This is a genomic window from Streptomyces sp. PsTaAH-137 (assembly GCF_003259365.1).
GTDB lineage: Bacteria > Actinomycetota > Actinomycetes > Streptomycetales > Streptomycetaceae > Streptomyces.
This window is the reverse complement of record NZ_QLLY01000016.1, coordinates 52,584-75,039: the sequence shown is the minus strand read 5'-3', so window position 1 is coordinate 75,039 and position 22,456 is coordinate 52,584. Positions and strand designations below refer to the sequence as shown.

The window sequence follows — 22,456 nt, the reverse complement described above, 5'->3', positions numbered from 1 at the left end:
ACGAGATGTCCACAGGCCCGGCCGGGACAGCGGTCCTCGGCCGGGGAGCCCACCGCAGCGGCGGCCACCATGGAGAGATCCTCCAGGGCGTCTTCGAGCACGGCGGACGCCTGCGCCGCGCCCTGGTCACGCTGCCCTGCCCCCTCTACGAGTCCCATGCCGTCTTCGAACCCGCCGACTCCGCCGGTGTCACCCTGGCCGACCCCTGGCGCACCAAGGCCCGGCGGGCCGCCGAGCTGACGCTGCGCTCCCTCGGCGGCGTGCCCGCCGGCGGAACCCTGACGCTGACCAGCAACATCCCGCCCAGCCGCGGTTTCGGCTCGTCCACCGCGGACGTCGTCGCCACCATCGGCGCCGTCCACGAGGCCGCGGGGCGGCGGCCGAGCCCGGCGCGGTACGCCGCGCTCGCCGTCGCCGCCGAGACCGCGTCCGACGCCCTGATGTACGCCCACCGGACCGTGCTGTTCGCGCACCGGGAGGGCGAGGTCGTCGAGGACATGGGCGGCCCGCTGATGCCGCTGGCGGTGGTCGGGTTCGGCACCAGCGCGCACGGTCTGGGCACCGACACCCTCGTCCTGCCACCCGCCCGCTACTCGGTGTGGGAGATCCAGGCGTTCCGGCCGCTCCTCGGGTCCCTGCGCCGCGCGGTGCGCACCGGCGACGTCGCCCTGCTCGGCCGGGTGGCGACCGCCAGCGCCCGGATCAACCAGCGCCATCTGCCGGTGCCGCACTTCCCAAAGCTGCTGGAGATCGCGCGGGCGGTGGGCGCGGCCGGGCTCCAGGTCGCGCACAGCGGGGACGTGGCCGGGCTGCTCTTCGACCCCGGCGCGCCGGACCTCGGCTCCCGCACCGACCACGCCCGCAAGCGCCTGGCCGACCTCGGCATCGACGACACCTGGGCCTTCACCACGCCGTGAACCACACCCGGTCCGCGCCGTGCGCCACCACCACCCGGACCACCCCGACTCCCCCGCCGGGCCCGCCGCGCACCCGCGCGGCGGCCCCCGCCCCGCCCCGCGACATCACCGGAACGGAGAGCATGCGAGCCCTCACCCTGCCCACGGCCAGCGCCTCGGTCGTCGACGCCACCGTCCTGCCGCGGCTCATACGCGTCGGCCCCAACCTGTGCGTGGCCGCGTTCACCCTGATGAAACTGCTCCCCGCCCGCTTCATGATCGACCGCGCCGAGCAGCGCGGCGACCTCACCCCCGGCACCACCGTCCTGGAGACCTCGTCCGGCACCTTCGCGCTGGGGCTGGCCATGGTCTGCCGGCTGCGGGGCTATCCGCTGGTCATCGTCGGCGACCCGGCCATCGACCCGGCGCTGCGCCGCCGGCTCCACGCGCTGGGCGCCCGGGTCGAGATCTGCACCGAGCCGAGCCCCGACGGCGGCTTCCAGCGGGCCCGCCTGGACCGTCTCGAAGAGCTGCGGTCGGTCTACCCCGACCACTACGTGCCCGGCCAGTACCACAACCCCGACAACCCCCACGCGTACGCCTCCGTCGCCGAGCAGATCGCGGAGACCGTGGGGGCGGTGGACTGCCTGGTCGGTCCGGTCGGCTCCGGCGGCTCGACCGGCGGCACCGCCGCCTTCCTGCGGCTGCTCCAGCCGGGCATGCGCCTGATCGGGGTGGACACCTCGCCCAGCACCATCTTCGGCCAGGAGGACGGGCCGCGGGCGGTGCGCGGGCTCGGCAACAGCCTCGTACCGCCCAACGTCACTCACGACGCCTACGACGAGGTGCACTGGGCGGGGGCCGCCGAGGTCTTCGCGGCCACCCGCGAACTGCACGCCCGGCACGCGCTGTACATGGGCCCGACCAGCGGCGCGTCGTTCCTCGTCGCCCGCTGGTACGCCGAGCGCCACCCCGACGCGCAGGTGGTCGCGTTCCTGCCGGACGAGGGGCACCGCTACCAGGAGACGGTCTACCAGGACGAGTGGCTGGCGGAGCGCGGCCTGCTGAGCGGGCCGCGGGACGCCGTGCCGCGCACGGTCGTCGACCCCCGGGACGCCGTCGGCGGCTGGGCCCGCATGGCCTGGCGGCGCCGCTCGCTGGACGAGGCGCTGCGGGAAGCCGCCGCCTCCGCCGGCCGGGAGGAGCGATGAGCGAGCCGTACCTGCTCCTCGTGGAGTCCAACACCTCCGGCACCGGACCGCTGTTCGCGCAGCGCGCCCGGGAGCGAGGGGTACGGCCGGTGCTGCTGGCCGACGACCCGGGCCGCTACGCCTACGCGCGCGCCGACGGCATCACGGTGGTCGAGGCCGACACCTCGGCCGCCGGGCCGGTGCTGGCGGCCGTCGACGCGCTCGGCGCCGGTCCGCCGGCCGGGGTGACGACCAGCTCCGACTACTTCGTGCCGGTGGCCGCCGAGGTCGCGCACGCCCTCGGCCTGCCGGGTCCCGACCCCGCCGCCGCGGTCCGCTGCCGCCACAAGGGACACCAGCACGACACGCTGGCCGCGGCCGGTGTGCCGGTGGCCGGCCACGTCCTGGCGACCGACGCGGACGCGGCCGCGCGGGCCGTACAACGGTTCGGCCCGCCGGTGATCCTCAAGCCGGCCGACGGCTCGGGCAGTACGGGCGTGCGGCTGTGCGCCGACGCCGAGGAGGCCGCGGCGCACGCCGCTCTCCTGCTGGCCCGCACCCACAACGAGCGGGGCATCCCGACCGAGCCGGGCCTGCTCGTCGAGGAGTACGTGGACGGGCCGGAGTTCTCCGTCGAGGTGTTCGGCCGCACCCCGGTGGCCGTCGTGGGCAAACACCTGGGCGCCGCCCCGTACTTCGTGGAGACCGGGCACGACGTGCCCGCCGCCGTGCCCGCCGGGACCGCGCGGCTCCTCGCCCGGACGGCCGTGGCCGCGGTCGACGCACTCGGCCTGGGGCACGGCGCGGCCCACGTCGAACTGCGGCTGGCCGGCCGGGGCCCGGTGGTGATCGAGGTCAACCCGCGTCTCGCGGGCGGCATGATCCCCGAACTGGTGCGCGCCGCCCACGGGATCGACCTGGTGGACGCGCAGGTCGGCGCCGCCCTCGGTGACCGGCCCGACCTGGAGCACCGCCACGCGCTGCACTCCTCGCTGCGGTTCCTCGTCGTCGAGGAGCCCTCGGTGCTGGCGGACCCGCCCGCCGAGCCGAGCACCGACCCGGCGTCCCCGTACGTCACCGCACGCGTGTTGACCGGCCGCCGGGGCGTGCCGCTCGTCCCGCACCACGACCACCGCGACCGGGTCGGCCACGCCGTCGCCACCGCTCCCGACGGCCCGACGGCCGCGCGGGCCGCGGCACAGGCGCTGGACCTGCTCCGCGCCGGCCTGCGCACCGGATCCGTCCCGAGGAGCACCATATGACCGTCTCCGCCACCGGACGTCTGACCTCCGCCGTGACCCCGGCGGCGGCGGACATCCTCTTCGACCGGCACCTACGGCTCCCGCCGGACCCGGTCGCCGCCGAACTGCGGCCCACCAGCGAGGTGGACCGCGCCCACGTGGTGATGCTCGCCGACCAGGGCGTCGTCCGGCGGGAGACCGCCGCCCGGCTGCTGGCCGGCATCGAGGAGCTGCGCGCCGCGGACTTCGCGCCGCTGCGGCGCCTGCCCGCACCGCGCGGCCGCTACCTCGCGTACGAGGGGTACCTCGTGGACGTGCTGGGCGAGGAGACGGGCGGCGTCCTGCACAGCGGCCGTTCCCGCAACGACCTCAACGCCACCGTCCTGCGGCTCCGGCTGCGCCACCCCTACGACCGTCTGCTCACCGAGACCGACACGCTCGGCCGGGTCCTGACGGAACGCGGCCGCCGCTGGCACGACACCGTCATGCCCGCGTACACCCACCACCAGCCGGCCGTGCCGAGCACCTACGGCCACTATCTCGCCGGGGTCGCCGCCGCCCTCGTACGCGATCTGGAGCACCTGGTCGAGGCGGGCCGGGAGCTCGGCGAGAATCCGCTCGGCGCGGGCGCCACCGGCGGGACCACACTGCCCGTCGACCCGGCGCGCACCACCGAGCTGCTGGGGTTCACCGCGCCGCTCGCCAACTCGCTGCACGCGGTGGCGTCCCGGGACCTGGTGCTGCGCCTGCTGGCCGCGTGCTCCGTGCTCGGGGTGCTGCTGACGCGCGTCGCCCACGACTTCCAGTCGTGGACCAGTGCCGAGAACCCGCTGCTCGTCCTCCCCGACGACCTGGTCGGCAGCAGCTCGATGATGCCGCAGAAGCGCAACGCGTTCCTGCTGGAGAACATCCAGGGCAAGGCGGCCCACGCGCTGGGGTCGCTGACCGCGGCGACCGCGGCCATGTCGACGGCCCGCTTCACCAACGCCATCGCCGTCGGCACCGAGGCGGTCGACCACGTGTGGCCCGCCCTGGAGGCGACCACCGACGCCGTGGTCCTGCTGCGCCTGATGGCCGAGGGCGCCGAACCCGACCCGGACGTCATGCTGGGGCGCGCCACGGACGGGCACACCGCGGCGACGGCGCTCGCCGAGCGGCTGGTCGTGGCGGGCGTACCGTTCCGCACCGCACACCACACGGTGGGCGCGATCAGCGGTACGGCGCTGGCCACCGGCCGCCCCTTCGAGGCCGTGGCCGCCGAACACCTCGGCGAGCGGTCCCGGGACCTGCTCGACGCCCTCGACCCGGCGTCGGTGGCCGCCGCCGCCCGCGCGGGCGGCGGCCCCGCCCCCGCGTCCGTGAGCGCCGCCCTCGACGACGCCACCGACCGGCTCGACCGGCTCGCCGTCGCCGCCGAGACCCGAAGGAACCGCTGGTCCCGTGCCGCACGCGCACTCGACACCGCCGTGTCCGACCTGATCCGCCAACCGTGAGGAAACACCCCGTGAGCCATGTCGTGGAACTCCGCAGCGACACCTTCACCCTGCCCACCCCTCGGATGCTGGAGGCCGCGGCGGCCGCGCCGCTGGGCGACGACGTCTACGGCGAGGACCCGACCGTCGCCGAACTGGAGGAACTCTCCGCCAAGGCGCTCGGCAAGCAGGCCGGCTGCCTGATGCCCAGCGGCACCATGGCCAACCTCGCCGCGCTGCTGACCCACAGCCCGCGCGGCGGCAAGGCCGTCGTCGGCTCCGAGACCGATCTCTACGTCTACGAGGCGGGCGGCGCCTCGGTGTTCGGCGGCATCGTCTACGAACCGCTCACGGCCGACCCGGACGGCACCCTCCCGCTCGCCGCGATCGCCGAGGCGTTCGACGTGGACCGCGACGACCCCCAGTTCGCGCTGCCCGCCGTGCTCTGCCTGGAGACCCCGCACAACCGTCTCGGGGGAATCCCCCTCGACCCCGGCTACCTGACGGCGGCCGGCGCCCTCGCCCACGAGCACGGGGTCGCCCTGCACCTGGACGGCGCGCGCGTCTTCAACGCGGCGCTCGCCCTCGGGGTGCCGGCAGCCGATCTCGCCGCGCCCGCGGACACCGTCCAGTTCTGTCTGTCGAAGGGACTGTCCGCGCCGGTCGGCTCGGTGCTCGTCGGCGACGAGCGGTCCATCGCCACCGCCCGCCGCTACCGCAAGATGCTCGGCGGGGGCATGCGGCAGGCCGGTCTCATCGCCGCGTGCGGCATCCTCGCCCTGACCGAGATGACCGACCGCCTCGTCGACGACCACGCGCACGCCCGCCGGCTGGCCGACGGCCTCGCGACCGTGCCCGGGCTGCTGCTCGACCCCGAACCGCCGCGCACCAACATGGTGTTCTTCACCGTGGACCCCGAGCACACCCCGCACACCACGGAGTCCCTGATCGAGGCGGCGCGCGTGCGCGGGGTGCGTCTCGCGGAGCTGGGCCGGGGACGTGTCCGCGCGGTCACCCACCGCGGGGTCACGGCGGCCGATGTCGACCGGGCCGTCTCGGTGCTCGGCGACGTCATGGCCGACAAGAGCGGCGCGCCCGGGGCCCGGGGGTGAGCGGCGGCCCGGCCACCGTGCCCGCGGCCCCGCCGGGCGCCCGCCGCGACCGGCACGCCTTCCACCTGTTCTGGGCGGCGGAGTCGGTCAGCCAGTTCGGTACGTACATCGGCAACACGCTGCTTCCGCTGCTCGCGGCGACCGCGCTGGCGGCGACCCCGCTGGAGATGGGGCTGCTCAGCGCGGCGGAGACCACGGGTTACCTGCTGATCGGCCTGCCGGCTGGGGTGTGGGTGGCCCGGGCCCGGCAGCGGCTGATGATGCGGCGCGCCTCCACCGGGCGGGCGCTGTTGCTGTGCACGGTTCCCGCGGCCTGGTGGGGCGGACTGCTGACGGTCACCCAGCTGATCGTGGTGGCACTGCTGTGCGGGGTCCTCGCTGTCCTGTTCGACGTCGCATACCAGTCCCATCTGCCGCTCCTGGTGGACCGCGAGGAGCTGGTGCGGGGCAACGCGCGGCTCCAGTCGAGTCAGTCCCTCGCCCAGATCGCCGGGCCCGGCGTGGGCGGCGCGCTGGCCCAGCTCGTGGGGCCCGCCGCTCCGGTGCTGGCGACGGCGCTGGGTCATCTGGGCGCCGCCGCGCTGCTGCGGCGCGTGCGGGAGCCGGACCCGGCGGGGCGCGCGGCGGGACCGGAGCGGGCGCTGTTCGCGGAGATCGGCGCAGGACTGCGGTTCCTCGGACGCAGCCGGACGCTGCTGGCCATCACCGGGTGCACCGCGACGGCGAACTTCTTCGCCGGTGTGCTCAGCGCCGTCCAGGTCCTCTTCCTGACCCAGGTGCTCGGTCTCGGCGGTTCCCTCGTCGGGGCGGTGCTGGCCGTGCTGGGGCTCGGCGGTGTGCTGGGCGCGCTGTCGGCGTACCGGGTGGTCCGCCGGGTCGGTCAGGCGCGGGCGGTGTGGCTGGTGCCGTCGGTGACCTTTCCCGCGCTGCTGCTGGTTCCGCTCGCGGGGCGCGGCCCGCTGCTCGCGCCGGCGCTGGCCGGTCTGTTCGTCATGGGGTACGGCGTCGTCGTCTACAACGTCGCCCAGGTCAGCTACCGCCAGGCGATCTGCCCGGAGGCGATGCTGGCCCGGGTGAACGCCACGGTGCGTTTCCTCGGCTTCGGCGCGATGACGCTGGGCGCCCTGGCCGGGGGCGTCCTCGGCTCGTCCGTGGGTGTGCGCGCCACCTTGTGGACGGCGGCGTGCGGCAGTTGCCTGGCCGCCGCGTGGGTGGTGTGCTCGCCGCTGCGCGGGATGCGCGAGTTCGCGGACGCGCAGAAGGAGGCGGCGGTGGATTCCGGGCCCCGGTGAGCGGCGTGCGGCTCCCTCGCGGAACACCCGGGCACGCCACGGTCGTCGTGGCGTGCCCGGGTGCTCGGTCGTCGGCGGACGGGGAACGGCTGCCTGGGTGTTCTGTCCGGGGAGGTTGTGGACGGGTGAGCGAGGTCTCGGCGCGCCGGGTGCACGGCCTCGTACTCGACGTACTCGGCCTTGTGCCCGGTGCGGCGAAGGGAGTACCTCCCGCCCGAGCCGTGCGAAGCCGGTTCGAGGGTGGGGGAGCGTGCCAGGCGTCGCGGGGCAGAGGGGAGGGTGAAGACACGCCCTAGGAGCGGTTCGGGGGCAGCAGGCGGAGTGTGGGGGTGCCGGCCGGGTCGGGGCAGTGCAGCGTGGCCGGGGCGCCGACGGGGAGGGTGGCCATGGGGTCGGCGTGGCCGAGCGGGAAGCCCGCGGCGACGGGCAGCCCGGCCGGGAGGCAGCGGAGCAGGATTTCGTCGTACCCGGCGTACCCGGACGCGGTCGGCCGCGGTCCGCTGATCCTGCCCAGGACCACGCCGGCCGCCCGGTCAAGGACCCCGGCGAGGCGGAACTGCTCCAGACGGGCCCACAGTTCGTCCGGGGCCATGCCGTCCGCCTCCAGGAAGAGGAGCGATCCCGGGGCGGGTTCGGGCCACAGCGGGGTGCCCAGCAGCAGGCCGAGGACGAGGAGAGAGCCGCCCCACAGCGGGCCGGTGGCCTCACCGGGGCGCAGTACGCGCGCCGGCTGTTCGCCGCTGTTGCCCCGGCGGCGGCGGTCGTCCTCCCGGTCCCAGAACAGGTTCTCGTCCGACCAGTCGCCGCTCGTCACCACGGTCCGCCCGCCGGGGTGCGGGTCGGCGCCCAGCACCGCGTCGAACTCCCGCTCGGTGGCCTGCCACGGGCCGTCCGCCTCGCCCCACTCGGAGACGACCATGGGCCCGTGGAAGGCGACGAGGCCGGACCGGCGGGGCACGAGGTTGACGAGGGAGGTCAGGTCGCTGTAGCCGACCAGGGGCCGGCCGGCGCGGCCGATCCGCTCGAAGTCGAGGTGCGGCAGGACGGGGGTGAGCGTCCAGCCGCCGACGGCCGCGATCACGCCGTCGGTCTCCTCCAGGAGCGTGTGCAGTTCCGCCGCGAGGTCGGCGGGCGGCAGGGTGGCCGCGCCGTGCGCGGAGCGGCAGGACTCGCCGGTGACGACGGTGTAGCCGCGGCGGCGCAGCGCGGTGACGCCGCGGGCGAACCGGCGCGGGAAGACGACCGGGGCCGGGGAGCTGGGGGCCCAGACACCGAGGGTGGCGCCGGGCGCGAGGGGGGCGGGCCAGCGGGCCGTCCAGGGCTCCGGGCGGGTTCGCGGGGTGCTGTCGGCGGACGCCGTGCGGGTCATGCGATCGCTCCGAATTCTTCGTCGTGGAGGGCGGCGGCGCCGGTCCACTCCTCGTGGCCGCGCCGGGCCAGGTGGTCGAGGAGGCCGTCCGCGGTCAGGGTGCGTTCGGGTTCGTCCGCGCCGCGCGCCCCGCGCAGCCGGACGGTGCCGCTCTGGGCCTCGTCGCGGCCGACGACGACGCGCCAGGGCACGCCCATCGCGTCGGCGAAGCGCATCCGGCAGCCCATGGAGGCGCCGTGCCGGTCGTCGAGGACGGCGCCGGCACCGGCGTCGACGAGGGTGTCGTAGATCCGCTCGGCCGCCCGCGCCTGGCCGGGGCCGCGCCCCTGGGGGGTCACCACGACGTCGAACGGCCGGACGGAGGCGGGCAGGGCGATGCCGCCGGGGACGCGGTGCTGCTCCAGCAGGGCCACCACGCATCGCTGGACGCCGATGCCGTAGGTGCCCATCACGGGCACGCGCACCTGGTTGTCCGCGTCGCGGAAGCGGACGTCGAAGGCGGGGGTGTGGGTGTACCCGTATCCCATGGCGACACCGCCCTGCGGGATGTCGTCGGTGGCCGTCGTGGGGCGGGTGGCGTCGCGGTGGTAGGGGATGGTGCGGCTGCGGGGCCGATCGCCGCGGGCGTAGGGGAAGATGAACTCGAAGCCGCCCGTCGCCTCGTCGCGGACGAGTTCGGCGCGCAGTCCCAGCCGGTCGAGGACCGCGCGGACGGTGCGCTGGGCGTGCTCGGCGCTGCGCAGGTAGGCGTCGTGGTCGGTGTCGAGGCTGGCGAACAGGCAGCACTGGAACTGGCGGGAGTTGTAGATCCCCTCGGCCCGGTCGCGGAAGCGGAAGATCTCCCGGAACTCGAAGAGCCGCATGGGCAGTTGGCGGTGCGAGACGAGACCGCCGGGGCCGAGGTAGCTCAGCAGCGGTTCCTCGCTGGTGGCGGCGAGCGTGTACTGCTCGAACGGCGGGCCGAAATTGATCAGTTCGCCGCCGAACCGCTCCAGCCAGCCGGCCGGCGCGAGGGTCTCGACGCGGTGCACGGCGGGTCCGCGCAGCTCCGCGTACCCGGCGCGTTCCATCTCCCGGCGGACGACCTGCCGGATGTGGGTGACCAGGCGCTGGCCGACGGGGGTGAACCAGGGGAAGCCCGCGTCGGTGAACCGGGTGAGACCCAGGTGCTGTGCCAAGTCGGTGTCGGTGGTGTGCGGGTCGGGCAGGGGGGCACCCAGCAGTTCGGCATGCGGAATCCTGCTCAGTCTCATCGGTACTCCGGTACGGGCGTAGGGGTCCGGTCGGCGGCCAGCAGGCCGAGGACGCGCCAGGGCGGCAGGTGGCGCTCGGTGAGCCGGACGCCGCGGTGGGCGAGGGCGTCCTCGACGGCGCCGACCACGGCGGCGGGCGCGAGCACCGCGCCGCCCTCGCCGAGGCCGCGGTAGGGCACGTCGCCCGCGCGCGGCGACTCCAGGTGGACGACCTCGATGGCGGGGGCGGTGCGGGTGGTGGGCAGCAGGTACTCCGTCAGATCGCGGGCGAGCTGGGCGCCGTCGGGACCGTAGCCGGACCTTTCCTGGAGGACCGTGCCGATGCCCTGCACGGCGCCGCCGCGCAACTGCCCGTCGGCGACGGCCGGGTTGATGATGCGTCCGCTGTCGGCGACGATCAGGTAGCGCTCGACGGCCACCGTGCCCAGGTCGGGGTCGATCTCCACCCAGCAGCAGTGGGTGGCCTCCGCCCATCCGGTTTCCTCGCTGTCGAAGACCTCGCTCACGTCGAGCGGCGAGGGTTCCCCCGAGGTGGCGACGCAGGCCGCGGCGAGTGCGGTGACCGTGCCGAGGGCGCGGCCGTCGCGGGTGTCCACCACTTCCCCGGCCGCGATGTCGAGCCGGGCGGCGGGCCGTCCGGTGCGCCGCGCGGTGTCCGCGAGGAGCCGGGCGCGCAGGGTGCGGGAGGCGCGCAGCACTCCCCCGCCGGCGAGGGCGGCGGCCCGGCTCGCGCCGGTTCCGGCGAGGCTGTACGGCACGGTGTCGGTGTCGCCGTGCACGACCTCCACCGTGTGCAGGGGCAGGCCGAGGGTGGACGCGGCGATCTGGGCGAGGGTGGTGACGTGGCCCTGGCCGTGCGGGATCTGGCCGGTCCTGATCTGCGGGCGGCCTTCCGGGGTGAACAGCACGCGGACGGGTTCGGGGCCCATGTGGGCGCCCATCGCCTCGTGCAGGCTCCAGGGTCCGGGGGCGGGCTCCAGCAGTGTCGCGATGCCGAGGCCGGTGAGCCGGCCGGCCGCGCGGTCGCGTGCCTGCCGGGCGCGGAACTCGCCGACGTCGGCCTCGGCGCGGGCCCGGCGCAGGGTCGATCCGAGGGCGGGTACGTCGGTGAGGCGGGCGCCGGTCGCCGTGCGCGGGTCGGGGCCGCCGACCGGGGCGAGGTGGCGCAGCCGGTAGTCGGCGGGCTCCTCGCCGAGTTCGCGGGCGAGGAGGTCCATGGTGCGTTCGGCGGCGAAGGTCGCCATCTCCCAGGGACCGCGGTACGCGACGTACGGGGTGCGGTTGGTGAGCGCCAGGCGGCCGGTGAACTCGTAGGCGGGCACGTGGTAGGCGTTGGGGATCAGGCAGCCGACGAGTGCGACGAAGACGGCGCTGGCGATCGGCGGGACGGGGTAGGCGCCCTGGTCGACGACGAGGTCGGCGCGCAGGGCCAGCAGTTCGCCGTCGGGGCCGAGCGCCGCCTCGATGTCGACCTCTTCGCCGCGCGCCTGTCCGGCGGCGATCAGGTGCTCGCGGCGGTCCTCGATCCAGCGCACGGGCCGTGCCAGGTGCCGGCTCGCCCAGCACACGGCGATGTCCTCGCGGAACACACCGCCCTTGATGCCGAAGGAGCCGCCCATGTTGGCGGGGACCCGGACGCGGACGGCGTCGAGGCCGAGCCCGAGGACGTCGGCGAGGTACTGACGGTGGGAGGTCGGCGACTGCGACGCCACGTCGTACGTGAGACGCCCCTCGGCGGAGTCCCACGAGGCGAGTCCGCCGCGGGGTTCGAGGGGCGCGTTCTGCACCCGGTCCTGCCGGAGCCGGTGGCGCACGACGCGCGCGGCGCGGGCGAAGGCGCCGCTCACGTCGCCGTGGCCGCGGTGCTCGGTGTACAGCACGTTGCCGGGGAGGTCGGGGAAGAGCGGAGGTTGCGTGCCGTCGTCGCCGGCCCGCGCGTCCAGTACGGGCGGCAGGTCCTCGTAGCCGACGGCGACGAGCGCGGCGGCGTCCTCGGCCGCGGCCTGGCCGGTGGCGACGACGAGGGCCACCGGGTCGCCCTCGAAGCGGACGCGGTCCTCGGCGAGCGGTGTGAACGCGGGCGCGGTGTAGCCCTCCAGGGGGCAGGCGATGCCGATGGGGTTCAGGCTGTCGCGCAGGTCGGCGGCGGTGAGGACGGCGACGACGCCGGGGGCGGCGCGGGCGGCCGACGCGTCGATGCCGGTGATGCGGGCGTGCGGCCGGTCGCCCCTGACGAAGCGGGCGTGCAGGGTCCCCGGCACGACGAGGTCGGCGATGTAGCGTGCCCGCCCGTCGAGGACGGTCCGGTCCTCGGCGCGCAGCGCCCGGGTGCCGACGGTCGGGTCGGTGACGCCGGCGGGGTCGGGCGGCCCGGCCGGGTCGTGCTCGCGCGGGCGGGTGCGGGCCGCGGTCAGGACCGCGCGGACGATGCTCTCGTAGCCGGTGCACCGGCAGAGGTTGCCTGCGAGGTGGTGCCGGACCTCGGCCTCGGTGGGGTCGGGGTTCTCGGTGAGCAGGGCGTGGATCTCCAGGAGGAAGCCGCTGGCGCAGAAGCCGCACTGGAAGGCGTGTTCCGCCCAGAGCACCTGGCGCAGGTGGCGCATGAGCGCGTCCCCGGTGTCCTCGGCGGTGCGCACCGGAAGGCCCTGGGCCTGCGCGGCGAGGACGGTGCAGGCGCGTGCGGTACGGCCGTCGAGGAGGACCGTGCAGGAGCCGCAGACGCCTTCTTCGCAGCCGAGCCGGACGGAGGTGCGGCCCTCGCAGTCGCGGAGGTGGTCGGCGAGGGTCCCGCACCCGTGGGACGCGTGGGCCGGGGTGGTCATGGGGTCTCCTCGGGCGGCGGGGGCGGCGTGCCGGGGGCGCGGTGGCGGGCCCGGGTCAGTGCCTCGGTCAGGGCGCGGTCCGCGAGGACGCGGACGACGTGCCTGATGTGAGTGGCCGGTGGTTCCTGCCGGTCCAGGGGCTCGGTCGGTGCGGCGCGCACGGTCCACGCGGCGGCCTCCCCCGCCTCGGCCCACCGGTGGGTGACGTCGAGGGCGGCGGGCGGTGACACCCGGGTGCCGACGGTGAGTTCGGCCCGCAGGAGGGTGCCGTCCGGAGCGGTGTCGACGATGGCGGCGACGGTGGCGGCCGGGCGGCCGCCGACGGGATGGGCGTACTGGGCGAGCGCGCAGCCGCGGCCGGACCGGTGCGGCGGCACGTGGACGGCGGTGAGGATTTCGTCGGGGGCGACGCCGGGCGCGTGCGGGCCGCCGAACCAGGAACGCAGGTCGCCGGTACGGGTGCCATCGGGCCCGGTGACGAGGAGTTGGGCGTGCAGGGCGTAGGCGGCGACGACGAGCTGGGCCTGGCCCGCCGCGTGGGCGAGGGTGCCGCCGAGGGTTCCCCGGTGCCGGACGGAGGCGTGTCCGGTCGTGGCCGCGGCCTCGGCGAGGAGGGGGCTCGCGGCACGGACGAGGGGGTCGGTGGCGAGGGTGTGCTGCCGGGTCATCGCGCCGATCCGCAGCAGGCCCGCGCGCTCGCTCACCCCGGTCAGCTCGCCGATGTCGCGCAGGTCGACCAGGAGGCGGGCCGTGCGGGACCGGGCCGCCAGTTGCGGGATGAGGCTCTGGCCGCCCGCCAGGGGCAGGGCCTGGCCCGGCGGGGCCTCGGCGAGCCGGGCCACCGCTTCCGGGAGGCGCCGGGGCGCCACGTGGGCGAGAGGGGGGAGCTTCACGGACGGCTGCCTTTCGGGCGGGGCGTGGGGCCCGGCACCGGGGCCGGCGCGGCCCCGGTGCCGGCCGGCGTCAGGACCTCGGCAGGACCGGGCTGGAGTCGAACAGCTCCGGCTCGCCGAGCTCGTCGGTCTCGCAGCGCACCAGCAGCTCCGTGTAGCCCATCTGCGCGAGGTTGTCGCGGAAGAGCCGCATGTGGACGGCGTACTGCTCGGTGAGGACCTCGCGCGCGTCGGCGCTGAGTTCGTCGAGGTGGGGGCGGGCGAGGATGTCCCGGACGAACGCGTCGACGACCTCGTCGGAGATCCAGTCGAAGGTGTACTGCTCGCGCGTGAAGGGGATCCGCCCGTCACCGAGGAAGAAGTCCAGCCAGTACGACTCCTCCAGCGGCTCCACCGGGACCTGGATGGCGGCGCTGACGTCGGCGAGCAGCTGCTCGGAGGGCTGTTTGACGTAGTACATCGGGATGGCGGCGATGAAGCCGCCCGGCTTGACGACCCGGGAGTACTCGGCGAGGGCCCGCGCGCGGTCCGGGATGAGGGAGGTGACGTTGCCGCAGAAGACCAGGTCGAAGGTGTCGTCCGGGTAGCCGGTCGCGGTGGCGTCGTTGACCTCGAAGGTGATGAGGTGGTCCACGCCGAGGCTTTCGGCGCGGCGGCGGGCCTCGGCGATACTGCGCTCGTTGATGTCGATGGCGGTGATCCGGCAGCCCACCAGGCGGGCCAGTTCGATGGCCGTGATGCCGGTGCTGGTGCCGATCTCCAGGACGTGGCTGTCCTTGTCGAGGTGGGCGGCGGTGGCGAGGTGGGAGACGGTCTTCACGCCGCCGGGCGGGCGGTTGGTCTCGCGGACGACGGAGATCAGCTCGTTGTAGTTCATCGAGCGGATCTGCTGGGCGGTCAGGTCGCCGAGGTTCATGGGTGCTCCTGGTACGGGACGAGGGATGTGCGGTGGACGGGGGACGGTGGTCGGTCAGGGGGTGGCGGGGAGGCCGTTGGCGCGCTCCAGGAGTTGCAGGTCGCGCACGTCGTGGTGGTCGAGGACCCACATGAAGAACCGCTCGACGCCCATGCCGAAGCCGCTGGTGTGCAGGGGCTTGTCCTGCTTCATCCGCAGGTACCAGTCGTAGTCCTCGGCCGGGACGGCGTGCGCGGCGAGCGCGGACCGGGCGTGCGCGGCGTCGGTGTGTCGCTCGCCGCAGCCGATGACCTCGCCGGGTCCGATGAGCAGGTCGGCGTTGAGGGCCTTGGTGCCGGTGGCGTCGGTGGCCTGGTAGAAGGGGACGGACAGGTGGTCGAAGTGGGTGAGCCAGACGGCGGAGCCGTGCAGCTCCATCAGCCGGTGCTCTCCCGCGCGGGTGATGGTGCGCCACTGGTCGTGGGTCTCGATGTGGCGCGGGTCGTCGTCGAGGGCGGTGACGGCGTCGTCGAAGGTGATGCGGGCGGTGGGTTTGGCCAGGAAGTCGGTGAGGTGCCCGATGCCGCCGGCGATCCGGGCGACGGGCTCCGCCAGCTCCCGCAGGACGGCTTCGGTGAGGTGGCGCAGGTAGGCGTCGGCGACCTCGATCACGTCGTCGAGACCGCCGGGGATCTCGGCCTCGCTGTGGAAGAACTGGCTGAGGTGGGTGGTGTCGGTCTCCTCGCCGCGGAAGCTCGGCATCAGGTAGTAGCAGCCCCGGTCGGCGATGCGGCAGCCGTACTCCAGGAGGAACTGCATGGAGTCGGCGAGGTAGGTGGGGACGCCGAAGAGGTCCACCTGGACCGGCAGGGAGTCGCTGCCCAGACCCATCGGGGAGGAGATGGAGGAGGTGGTGACGGGCAGGTGCAGCCCCTTGACCCGCCGCTCGCGCCAGAACGCGGCGGTCTCGTAGTTCACCAGGTCCTGGAGGTCGACCAGCGAGGAGTACAGCGGGTCGTCCAGGATGCGCAGGAAGCGCGGCCGGCTGTCCGCGAGTGGCCGGTGCGGGAGTGAGTCGACATTCGGCATTCGGTGGACCTCCGTGGTGTGCGCACGCCTGTCGGGGACGGGGTGGGGGATGGCGGCCGGCCCTGCCGCTCGTTCGTCGTGGCGCGGCCGGCTGTTCGACTGGTCGAGACTCGCACCCGGCGATTCCCGTTCCGTTGCCGTTCGTTCCGCGCCGACGGCCGGCGTGCGGAAGGCGGAGGGAAGGCGTCCGGTACGGGAGCGGGCACGGCGCCCGGATCAGTGCAGGGAGTCGAGCCAGCCCTGCACCAGGGCGCGGTCGAGGAGCTGCTTGCGGAAGACCGCGCTGCACCGCAGGGCGTCCCCGGTGTCCGAGATCCACAGGCTGAGGTCGAACATGGCGTCGGTGATCGACGGGACGCCCATCTCGCCGCGTACGCCGTCGAGTTCGAGCCGCATCACGGGGTTGCCGGAGATGAACACCGACCGGCGTTCGTAGGCGAACCGCCCGTTGGTTCCGGCGCCGTTGCCGACGGCGTCCCGGATCGTGTCGAAGGGCACCCCTTGATGGCGCAGAGTCCACAGGACGCCCTCGCGGACCGCCTCCGCGGTGGCCGTCAACGTCGCGTCGGGGGGCGCGTGGACGGTGACGGGCAGGACGCTGACGAAGTTGCCGAGGACGTCCCGGGCGGCGGGGACGAAGCGTCCGGGCAGCGGGGAGAAGAAGGAGAGGCCGTCGCCGAGCACGCTGGGCCGCATCGCGTGCAGGAGACCGGCGGTGGCGAGCATGAAGCTGGACACGGACAGTTCGGCGGCCCGCCGCACGTGGCGCCGGTACGCCGGGCCGGTGAGGACCGTCGCTGCCTGGTCGCCCTCGGCGGTGCACTCGGTCCAGGGCAGCGGGTCGGCGAGGACCAGTTCGGGGATGCCGTCGGGCAGCCTGCCGCGCCACGCGTCGCACAGCTCGTCGCGGCCGGCGCCGGCCAGGACCCGGCGCTCGGCAGCGGCGACCCGGGCGAGAGAGGCCCGGCGCGGGGCCCGGGCCCCGGCGGGGTCCTCGTCCCCGTAGGCGGCGGAGATGTCGGCCAGGAGCCGGGCGTAGGAGATGCCGTCGCAGACCGTGTGGTCGACGGTGACGACGAGGACGGTGCCGCTGCCGTCGGGGGGCCGCACGCAGGTCACCCGCAGCAGGCGCCCGTCCCGGAGGTCGAACGGCCTGCCCATCTCGGCGTCCGCGATCCCACGCGCCGTACGACGGGCGTCCTCCCATCCGGGGCCGGCGGCCTCGACGACGCCGGCCTTCGGGCACCAGCCGGATTCCCGGTACTGGGGGCCGTGTTCGGGGTCGACGCGGTAGCGGTGGCCAAGGGCGGGGTTGAGGACGACGGCCCGCGCGAGCGCGCGTTCGAGCCGGGGCACGTCGACGACGAGACCGGGGAACGCGAAGAGGAAGCAGGTCAGATTCTCCGACGGCAACGATCCGTCGTCCCGCGCCTGGTGCCGCAACCCGATGCTCATCCGGTGCGGCACACCGCGCCAGAGCTCTGCGGGAACGGCGGGGGAATCTTCAACGGGGTGAACGGACAACGGAACTCCAGGGGCGGGGGGTGAGTGGACCGGCGGAATGGGGGGCGCGGGGTGCGGGTGTGGGGTGCGGGGTGCGGGGTACAGGCGCCACTCGGCTCCGGACCGCGGGCGCGGGACGCCCCCGCGCGAAGCGTCAGACGCGGGGCACGCGGTGGGGAGCGCAGAGGCCGGCGGGGTCGGGGTACGGGCGCGTGGTGCGACCCGGCGGAACGGTTGCCGTTCCCAACGCACGATCCGCGTGGGGGCTCCGCGCTGGTCCCCGTGCGGTCCCGGCGCCCGTTCCGCCGCTGGAAGGGAACACGTCAGGAACCGGGGGCCGGCGGGGGCGGGTAGCCGGGGCGGCGGTCTGGGCCGTCGGCAGGCGCCCGCCGGGCCTCGGTGCGCGCGAGAGCCGCACCGCGCGATGACGGCGCCTCGGCCACGGGCCCACGGCGGTCCGGAACACCGGCGCCGCCGTGGCCGTCCCCCGGCGCGGGCCGGTCGCGCAGCAGACCCGTCACGTGCAGGACCGCCGACGCGGCCTGGGCGGCGGACAGGATCAGGAACACCGTGTGCGTGCCCGCCGACTGGATCGTCGTACCCGTGACGAGCAGACCGCAGGTCCCGCCCGCGAGGGCGACGGCCGTGGCGACGGTGAGGGCCTCGGCACGGACGGCGGCCGGGAGGCTCAGCGCACGCACGGCGGCGACCGGCGCACTCGACACACCGTTGAGGAGCCCCGCGAGCACGAGGCAGCCGAACACCGCGGTGAGGCCGAGCGGGAGCAGCAGCACCGCGAAGCACAGGGCCAGCAGCACCCGTCCGCCGACCGCGAGGACCGGCGCGGTCGTGCGCCGCAGCAGCGGTCCGACGAGCAGGGTGCCGGTCAGGGCTGCCGCGCCGAAGGCCCCCGACAGCGCTCCGGCGACGGAGGGCCCGCGGTCGCCGAACTCCAGCGCGACGACCGGGACGGCCGCGAACAGGCCCTGCCAGGCGAACTCGGAGCAGACGAGGGCCAGTGACCAGGTGGCGGCCAGCGGCCGGGCAAGCAGGGCGCGTGCCCCGGCGGCCCCGCATCGCGAGGGCGCGGCCGGGGCAGGTGCGGTGGTCGGCAGGAAGCGGCGCAGCACCAGCAGCGACAGGACGAAACTCGCGGCGTCGAGGAGGATCACCGGGACGGTGCCGAGCAGCCCGACGAGGACGCCGGCCACGGGCGGGCCGAGCATCATGCTGAACCGCAGGGCGCCCTGGAGAGAGGCGGTCGCGCGGGCGAGCAGCTTCTCGTCCTCGCCCACGACGTCCGGGAGCAGGGCCTGCTGGGCGGCGGCGTAGGGCGCCATGAACGCGCCGAAGAGGAACATCGCGGCGGCGGTGAGCGGCACGGCGAGGCCGCCCGTGGCGGTGAGCAGGGGGACGAGGGCGATGAGCGCGCCGCGGCACGCGTCCCCGAGCAGCATCACGCGCCGGGGCCCCGCTCGGCCGGCCCAGGACGCGCCGAGCGTGCCGACGAGGGTGGTCCCGGCCATCTGGGCGGCCATCACCAGGCCCATGGCGCGGGCCGACCCAGTGGCGCTCAGCATCAGCCACGGCACGGCGACGACGGTCAGCGCGCTGCCGAGCATCGATACGCACTCCGCGGCGAGCACGGCCCGCAGCACCGGGTGGCGCCACGGGCCGGGGCCGGTACCGCTCATGCGCGCGGTCCGACCGCGTGTTCGGTGAACTCCGCGAGTCGCGGCCGGCTGAACAGGACGCCCAGGTCGACCTCGCGGCCGAACCGGCGGGACACCTCCAGGACGAGGCTCTCGGCGAGCAGCGAGTGGCCGCCCAGCTCGAAGAAGCTGTCCTCGGGCAGAATGTCGTCGATGCCCAGGACGTCCTGCCACAGCTCGGTCATGGCGGCGAGGAGGCGGGCGTCGCCGCCGCTGCCCGCCGGGCCGTCCGCGTCGTCCGGGGCGGCCGCGCCGGGGGCCGTGGTGGTCCCGGCCGCCCCGGCGGTCGCGACGATGCCGAGGAGGGGGGTGTCGGGGTCGTCGGCGATGGTCCAGAGCACCTCGTGGTATTCGGCGGCGAGCGTCTTGAGCAGCGGCTCGCCCAGGGCGCCGGCGGGGTCCTTCCACAGCACGCGGGTGCCGCCGCTGTCCTGGCGGACCATGACGGCCAGGGTGAATCCGGCGGTGCTCTCGATGTCGAGCAGGCCGAGCGTCGCGGTCGAGCCGGGTGTCGTCAGCCGCAGGTCCATGACGTCGAGGCCGTCGCGCAGGCCCGCGTGCCAGTACTGGAAGAGACTGCGGTGGGTCAGGTCGCGGGCGCGCGGGCCCACGAGCCCGGCGCTGCGCATGATCACCGGTTGCGGGAGGTCGCCGTGGGTGAGGGCGTTCTTGACCCGGCCGCGCAGCTGCCGCATCACGTCGGTGTAGGTGTCGGCGGCGCCCAGCCGGGCCCGTACCGGCAGCAGGTTGACGAAGTAGCCGACCTGCTGCCGGGTCGCGTCGAGGGTCCGCCCGTGGAAGGGCAGGAAGGACAGTACGTCGGAGGAGCCGGTGTGGCGGCGGAGCAGGGCGTAGTAGCCGGCCATCAGCGCGGTGACGTACGAGACCCGGGTGGCGGCGGCGCGGTGGCGCAGTCCGGCGACGAGGTCGTCGGGCAGGAGGTCGCTGAGCAGGGTGGGGCGGGGCGGGTCGGCGGGTTCGGCGGGGAGGGTCAGCGGGGCGGTGCCGGTGCCGAGTTCGGCGGCCCAGTAGGCACGGAGGCGTTCGCCCTCGGCGCCCTCGGCCAGCCGGGCCGAGCGCAGGGCGTGGGCCTCCAGGGCGCGGGGGTCGTCGGGCACGGTCACCGGCTCACCGGCGTAGGCCTGGCGCAGCGCATCCAGCAGGAGGAGTACGGAGGCGCCGTCGGCCACGATGTGGTGGAGCGTCAGCAGCAGGACCCGCCAGCCGGGGCCGGTGACGACCTGGACCCGGGCCAGTGGGCCGGCCAGCAGGTCGAACGGGGTCTGCCACGCCTCGCGCACGCCCTCGTCCCGGGCGAGCGACGAGGTGACCTCGGTGACCGGGATGGCGGGGGCGCCGTCCCAGTCGAGGCGGTGGTGGCCGGGCTCTCCGGTGACCCGGCCGCGCAGGTGCGGGAAGGCCGTGCCGAGGGCGTCGACCGCGGCGCGCAGCCGGTCGAGGTCGAGGTCGCCGGTGACGGCGAGCGGCACCGGGATGATGTTCGTCCACTGACGCGGATCGATCTGCCAGGCCACCTTCATGGCCTCCTGCCCCACGGAGAGGGGCACGCTGTGTGCGGTGGTGTTCATGGGACGTCGTCTCCAGGTTCCGGGTTCCGCGAGGGGGGTGGGGGTGCGGGCGGGATGGGTGTGCGGCGGTTCAGATCCGCAGCCGCACCCGGTGGCGGCGGAGCCAGGCGTCGAGCTGGAGGAGCATCTCGACGTCCGCCCTGCCGAACCAGCCGCCCCGGTCGAGCAGTCGGGGGTCGTCGGCGACCCGGGCGGCGGCCCGCAGGTCGGTGACCGCGTGCACGGGCGCCGAGGAGTCGTCGAGGAGGTCGCGCAGCCGGGCGGTGACCGAGGTCTTGTAGCGGTCGTCATAGAGCGCGGGGAACGTCGACTTGCGGCGCTCCAGGACGGAGGGCGGCACCAGGTCGCGGGCGAGGTCGCGGAGCATGCTCTTGGTGCGTCCGCCCGTGGATTTCATGGCGGTCGGAACGTTGTACATGAAGGTGTAGAGCGTGTGGTCCGCGAAGGGGAACCGCAGTTGAACGCCTGCGGCGGCGCCGAGGCGCTCGGTGTGCAGCATCGTCTGTTCGAGCAGCCGGGTCACGGTCAGGTGGTCGATCTGCCGTACCGCGCGGCGGCCCGGTGAGTCGCCGGGCAGGACGGGGACGCGGTCGAGCGCGGTGCGGAAGACCCGTTCCAGGTAGCCGTCGACGTCGAGGGCGCGCAGCAGTTCGGGGCGGAAGAGCCCGGTGCCGATGCCGTGCGTGACGCCGAACCGCCGGGCCTGTTCCAGCCAGGGGAAGGTCGTCGGTGCCGGGACGCCGTCGAGATCGCCGTAGAGGCCGCCGAAGAGGGTGTCGGCCGCCTCGCCGGACAGGGCGGCGGGCGCCCGCGCGGACAGGGAGCGGTTCAGCAGGTACGGGGTGACGTTCTTGTCGCCCCAGGGGGTGGGGTAGTCCTTCGCGGCCAGTACCTCGGCGAGGGTGGCGGGGTCCGTGACCTCGTCGATGCCGACAATGACGTCCTCGTGGTCGCAGTCCCAGAAGCGGACGACGTCCTCGATGAACGGGCGGTCGGGGATGCGGGAGGTGGTGCGGGCGAAGGACACGGTGGCGGTGACGGGCCGGCGGCCGGTCTCGGACGCGAGGAGGCCGGTGAGCACGCTGGAGTCCAGTCCGCCGGAAAGGAGGACCGCCGTGTCCTGGCCAGCGAGGTCGGCGGCCACGGAGGCGCGCAGCAGCCGGTCGGCCTCCTTGGTCGTGGCGTCGGCGTCGAGGACGTGTTCGTGGGCCTCCAGCGCCCAGTAGGCACGGGAGTCGACCGTGCCGTCGGGGCGGATGCGCAGCACGGTGGCCGGGGGCACCTCGTGGACGCCGCTGAGCGCGCCGCGGCCGTCCTCGCGCATGAGGGTGAGCAGCGCGCACAGGGCGTCGGGGTCGGCCTCGGGGGTGATGAAGGAGTGTGCGGCAAGGACGGCGACGTCGGAGGCGAAGACGACGCCGTCCGGGGTGCGGGTCCAGCTCAGCGGCCGGACGCCGAAGCGGTCGCGGCCGAGGACGAGGTCGCCGGTGCGGGTGTCCCAGACGGCGAACGAGCAGAGTCCGTCGAGGCGTTCGGCGGCGGCTGTGCCCCAGCGCAGATAGGCGCGGGCGACGATCTCCGGCACGGAGGGCGGGTGCGGTCCGGTCCCCCGGTCGGCACCGAAGGCGTCCCACAGGTCCCTGGCGTTGCGCAGGTGGCCGTCGGCGACGGCGACGGCGACGGTGCGGCCGTCGTCGCGGACCACGGCCGGTCCGGTCGGCCGGGGCCAGGCGGGATCCCCGCGCTGGACGAGCGCGGCCCGCCGAGCAGTCCAGGTCGCGCCGCCGTGCGGGGCGCGGGCCCGCAGCCCGGCCGCCATCCTGTCGACCTCGGCCCGCTCGCCCGTCAGGTCACGCTGCCCGTCGGTCCATCCCGCGATGCCCGCCACCCGGTCCCACCTCGTCCTCGGCCGCCTGCTGCGCGCCACGCGGGCGCCCCGGGCCCTGCTGGCCCGGACCTGCTGGCCCGCGTCGCCTTGACGCCGTCACGCTAGGGGCGGCCGGTACCGTGCGACCCGCCCTGCGACCCCCCGTCGGGATTCCGCCGCGGGCCCCGGACCGGCCCCGTACGGGAACGGGGACGGCACCCCGGGGGAACCCCGGGCCGTCCACGCGCGGACCCGTTCCGT

The 22,456-nt window shown here is 75.2% G+C and carries 17 protein-coding genes; 6 read left to right on the top strand and 11 right to left on the bottom strand.

Annotated elements, in window-relative coordinates; all coding sequences use genetic code 11:
• Positions 1-5 precede the first annotated feature (5 nt).
• Entirely contained in the window at positions 6-917 is a 912-nt protein-coding gene (locus tag K377_RS30260) for a kinase (protein WP_111666872.1), read from the top strand.
• Here the strand turns inward: K377_RS30260 and K377_RS41810 are convergent.
• The gene (locus tag K377_RS41810; protein WP_161194972.1) at positions 904-1,041 is read right to left on the bottom strand and encodes a hypothetical protein; all 138 of its coding nucleotides are present in this window, start codon (positions 1,039-1,041) and stop codon (positions 904-906) included. The two genes, K377_RS30260 and K377_RS41810, sit on opposite strands and share 14 nt — an antisense overlap.
• On the opposite strand from K377_RS41810, the gene K377_RS30250 reads away from it, so the two are divergent.
• Genes K377_RS30250 through K377_RS30230 form a run of 5 tightly spaced genes read left to right on the top strand, consistent with a single transcriptional unit; the run spans position 1,040 to position 7,203 of the window.
• Positions 1,040-2,107, top strand: a complete 1,068-nt coding sequence (locus K377_RS30250; RefSeq protein ID WP_111666757.1) for a pyridoxal-phosphate dependent enzyme — start codon at positions 1,040-1,042, stop codon at positions 2,105-2,107. The two genes, K377_RS41810 and K377_RS30250, sit on opposite strands and share 2 nt — an antisense overlap.
• Complete coding sequence (locus tag K377_RS30245; protein ID WP_111666756.1) at positions 2,104-3,348, top strand: ATP-grasp domain-containing protein; 1,245 nt, start codon at positions 2,104-2,106, stop codon at positions 3,346-3,348. The genes K377_RS30250 and K377_RS30245 overlap by 4 nt, the downstream gene beginning before the upstream one ends.
• Positions 3,345-4,820 (top strand): argininosuccinate lyase, encoded by a 1,476-nt coding sequence (locus tag K377_RS30240; protein ID WP_111666755.1) that lies wholly within the window; start codon positions 3,345-3,347, stop codon positions 4,818-4,820. The genes K377_RS30245 and K377_RS30240 overlap by 4 nt, the downstream gene beginning before the upstream one ends.
• A gap of 11 nt (positions 4,821-4,831) precedes the next feature.
• Positions 4,832-5,911 (top strand): GntG family PLP-dependent aldolase, encoded by a 1,080-nt coding sequence (locus K377_RS30235; protein WP_111666754.1) that lies wholly within the window; start codon positions 4,832-4,834, stop codon positions 5,909-5,911.
• Entirely contained in the window at positions 5,908-7,203 is a 1,296-nt protein-coding gene (locus K377_RS30230) for an MFS transporter (protein ID WP_258395170.1), read from the top strand. Before K377_RS30235 ends, K377_RS30230 begins: the two co-directional genes overlap by 4 nt.
• Before the next feature lie 292 nt (positions 7,204-7,495).
• Here K377_RS30230 and K377_RS30225 read toward each other — a convergent pair whose 3' ends face one another.
• From K377_RS30225 to K377_RS30180, 10 genes are all read right to left on the bottom strand, one after another.
• Positions 7,496-8,572, bottom strand: a complete 1,077-nt coding sequence (locus tag K377_RS30225) for an LD-carboxypeptidase (RefSeq protein ID WP_111666753.1) — start codon at positions 8,570-8,572, stop codon at positions 7,496-7,498.
• A complete protein-coding gene (locus K377_RS30220; RefSeq protein WP_111666752.1) occupies positions 8,569-9,825 on the bottom strand; it encodes a His/Gly/Thr/Pro-type tRNA ligase C-terminal domain-containing protein in 1,257 nt (418 codons plus the stop codon). The genes K377_RS30225 and K377_RS30220 overlap by 4 nt, the downstream gene beginning before the upstream one ends.
• Positions 9,822-12,647 carry a molybdopterin cofactor-binding domain-containing protein gene (locus tag K377_RS30215; protein ID WP_111666751.1) on the bottom strand — a complete coding sequence of 942 codons (2,826 nt, stop codon included), beginning with the start codon at positions 12,645-12,647 and terminating at the stop codon, positions 9,822-9,824. Before K377_RS30215 ends, K377_RS30220 begins: the two co-directional genes overlap by 4 nt.
• A complete protein-coding gene (locus K377_RS30210) occupies positions 12,644-13,540 on the bottom strand; it encodes a xanthine dehydrogenase family protein subunit M (RefSeq protein WP_111666750.1) in 897 nt (298 codons plus the stop codon). Before K377_RS30210 ends, K377_RS30215 begins: the two co-directional genes overlap by 4 nt.
• Before the next feature lie 70 nt (positions 13,541-13,610).
• Positions 13,611-14,456 (bottom strand): class I SAM-dependent methyltransferase, encoded by an 846-nt coding sequence (locus tag K377_RS30205; protein WP_111666749.1) that lies wholly within the window; start codon positions 14,454-14,456, stop codon positions 13,611-13,613.
• A 54-nt stretch (positions 14,457-14,510) separates the two neighbouring features.
• The gene (locus K377_RS30200) at positions 14,511-15,524 is read right to left on the bottom strand and encodes an amino acid--tRNA ligase-related protein (RefSeq protein WP_111666748.1); all 1,014 of its coding nucleotides are present in this window, start codon (positions 15,522-15,524) and stop codon (positions 14,511-14,513) included.
• A 216-nt stretch (positions 15,525-15,740) separates the two neighbouring features.
• Positions 15,741-16,979, bottom strand: coding sequence for a condensation domain-containing protein (locus K377_RS30195; protein ID WP_111666747.1), 1,239 nt, complete (start codon positions 16,977-16,979; stop codon positions 15,741-15,743).
• Positions 16,980-17,350: 371 nt separating this feature from the next.
• On the bottom strand, positions 17,351-18,721 hold the full coding sequence (locus K377_RS30190; protein ID WP_111666746.1) for an MFS transporter: 1,371 nt from the start codon (positions 18,719-18,721) through the stop codon (positions 17,351-17,353).
• On the bottom strand, positions 18,718-20,328 hold the full coding sequence (locus tag K377_RS30185; RefSeq protein ID WP_111666745.1) for a condensation domain-containing protein: 1,611 nt from the start codon (positions 20,326-20,328) through the stop codon (positions 18,718-18,720). The genes K377_RS30190 and K377_RS30185 overlap by 4 nt, the downstream gene beginning before the upstream one ends.
• A gap of 70 nt (positions 20,329-20,398) precedes the next feature.
• The gene (locus tag K377_RS30180) at positions 20,399-22,216 is read right to left on the bottom strand and encodes an asparagine synthetase B (RefSeq protein WP_111666744.1); all 1,818 of its coding nucleotides are present in this window, start codon (positions 22,214-22,216) and stop codon (positions 20,399-20,401) included.
• Positions 22,217-22,456 lie beyond the last annotated feature (240 nt).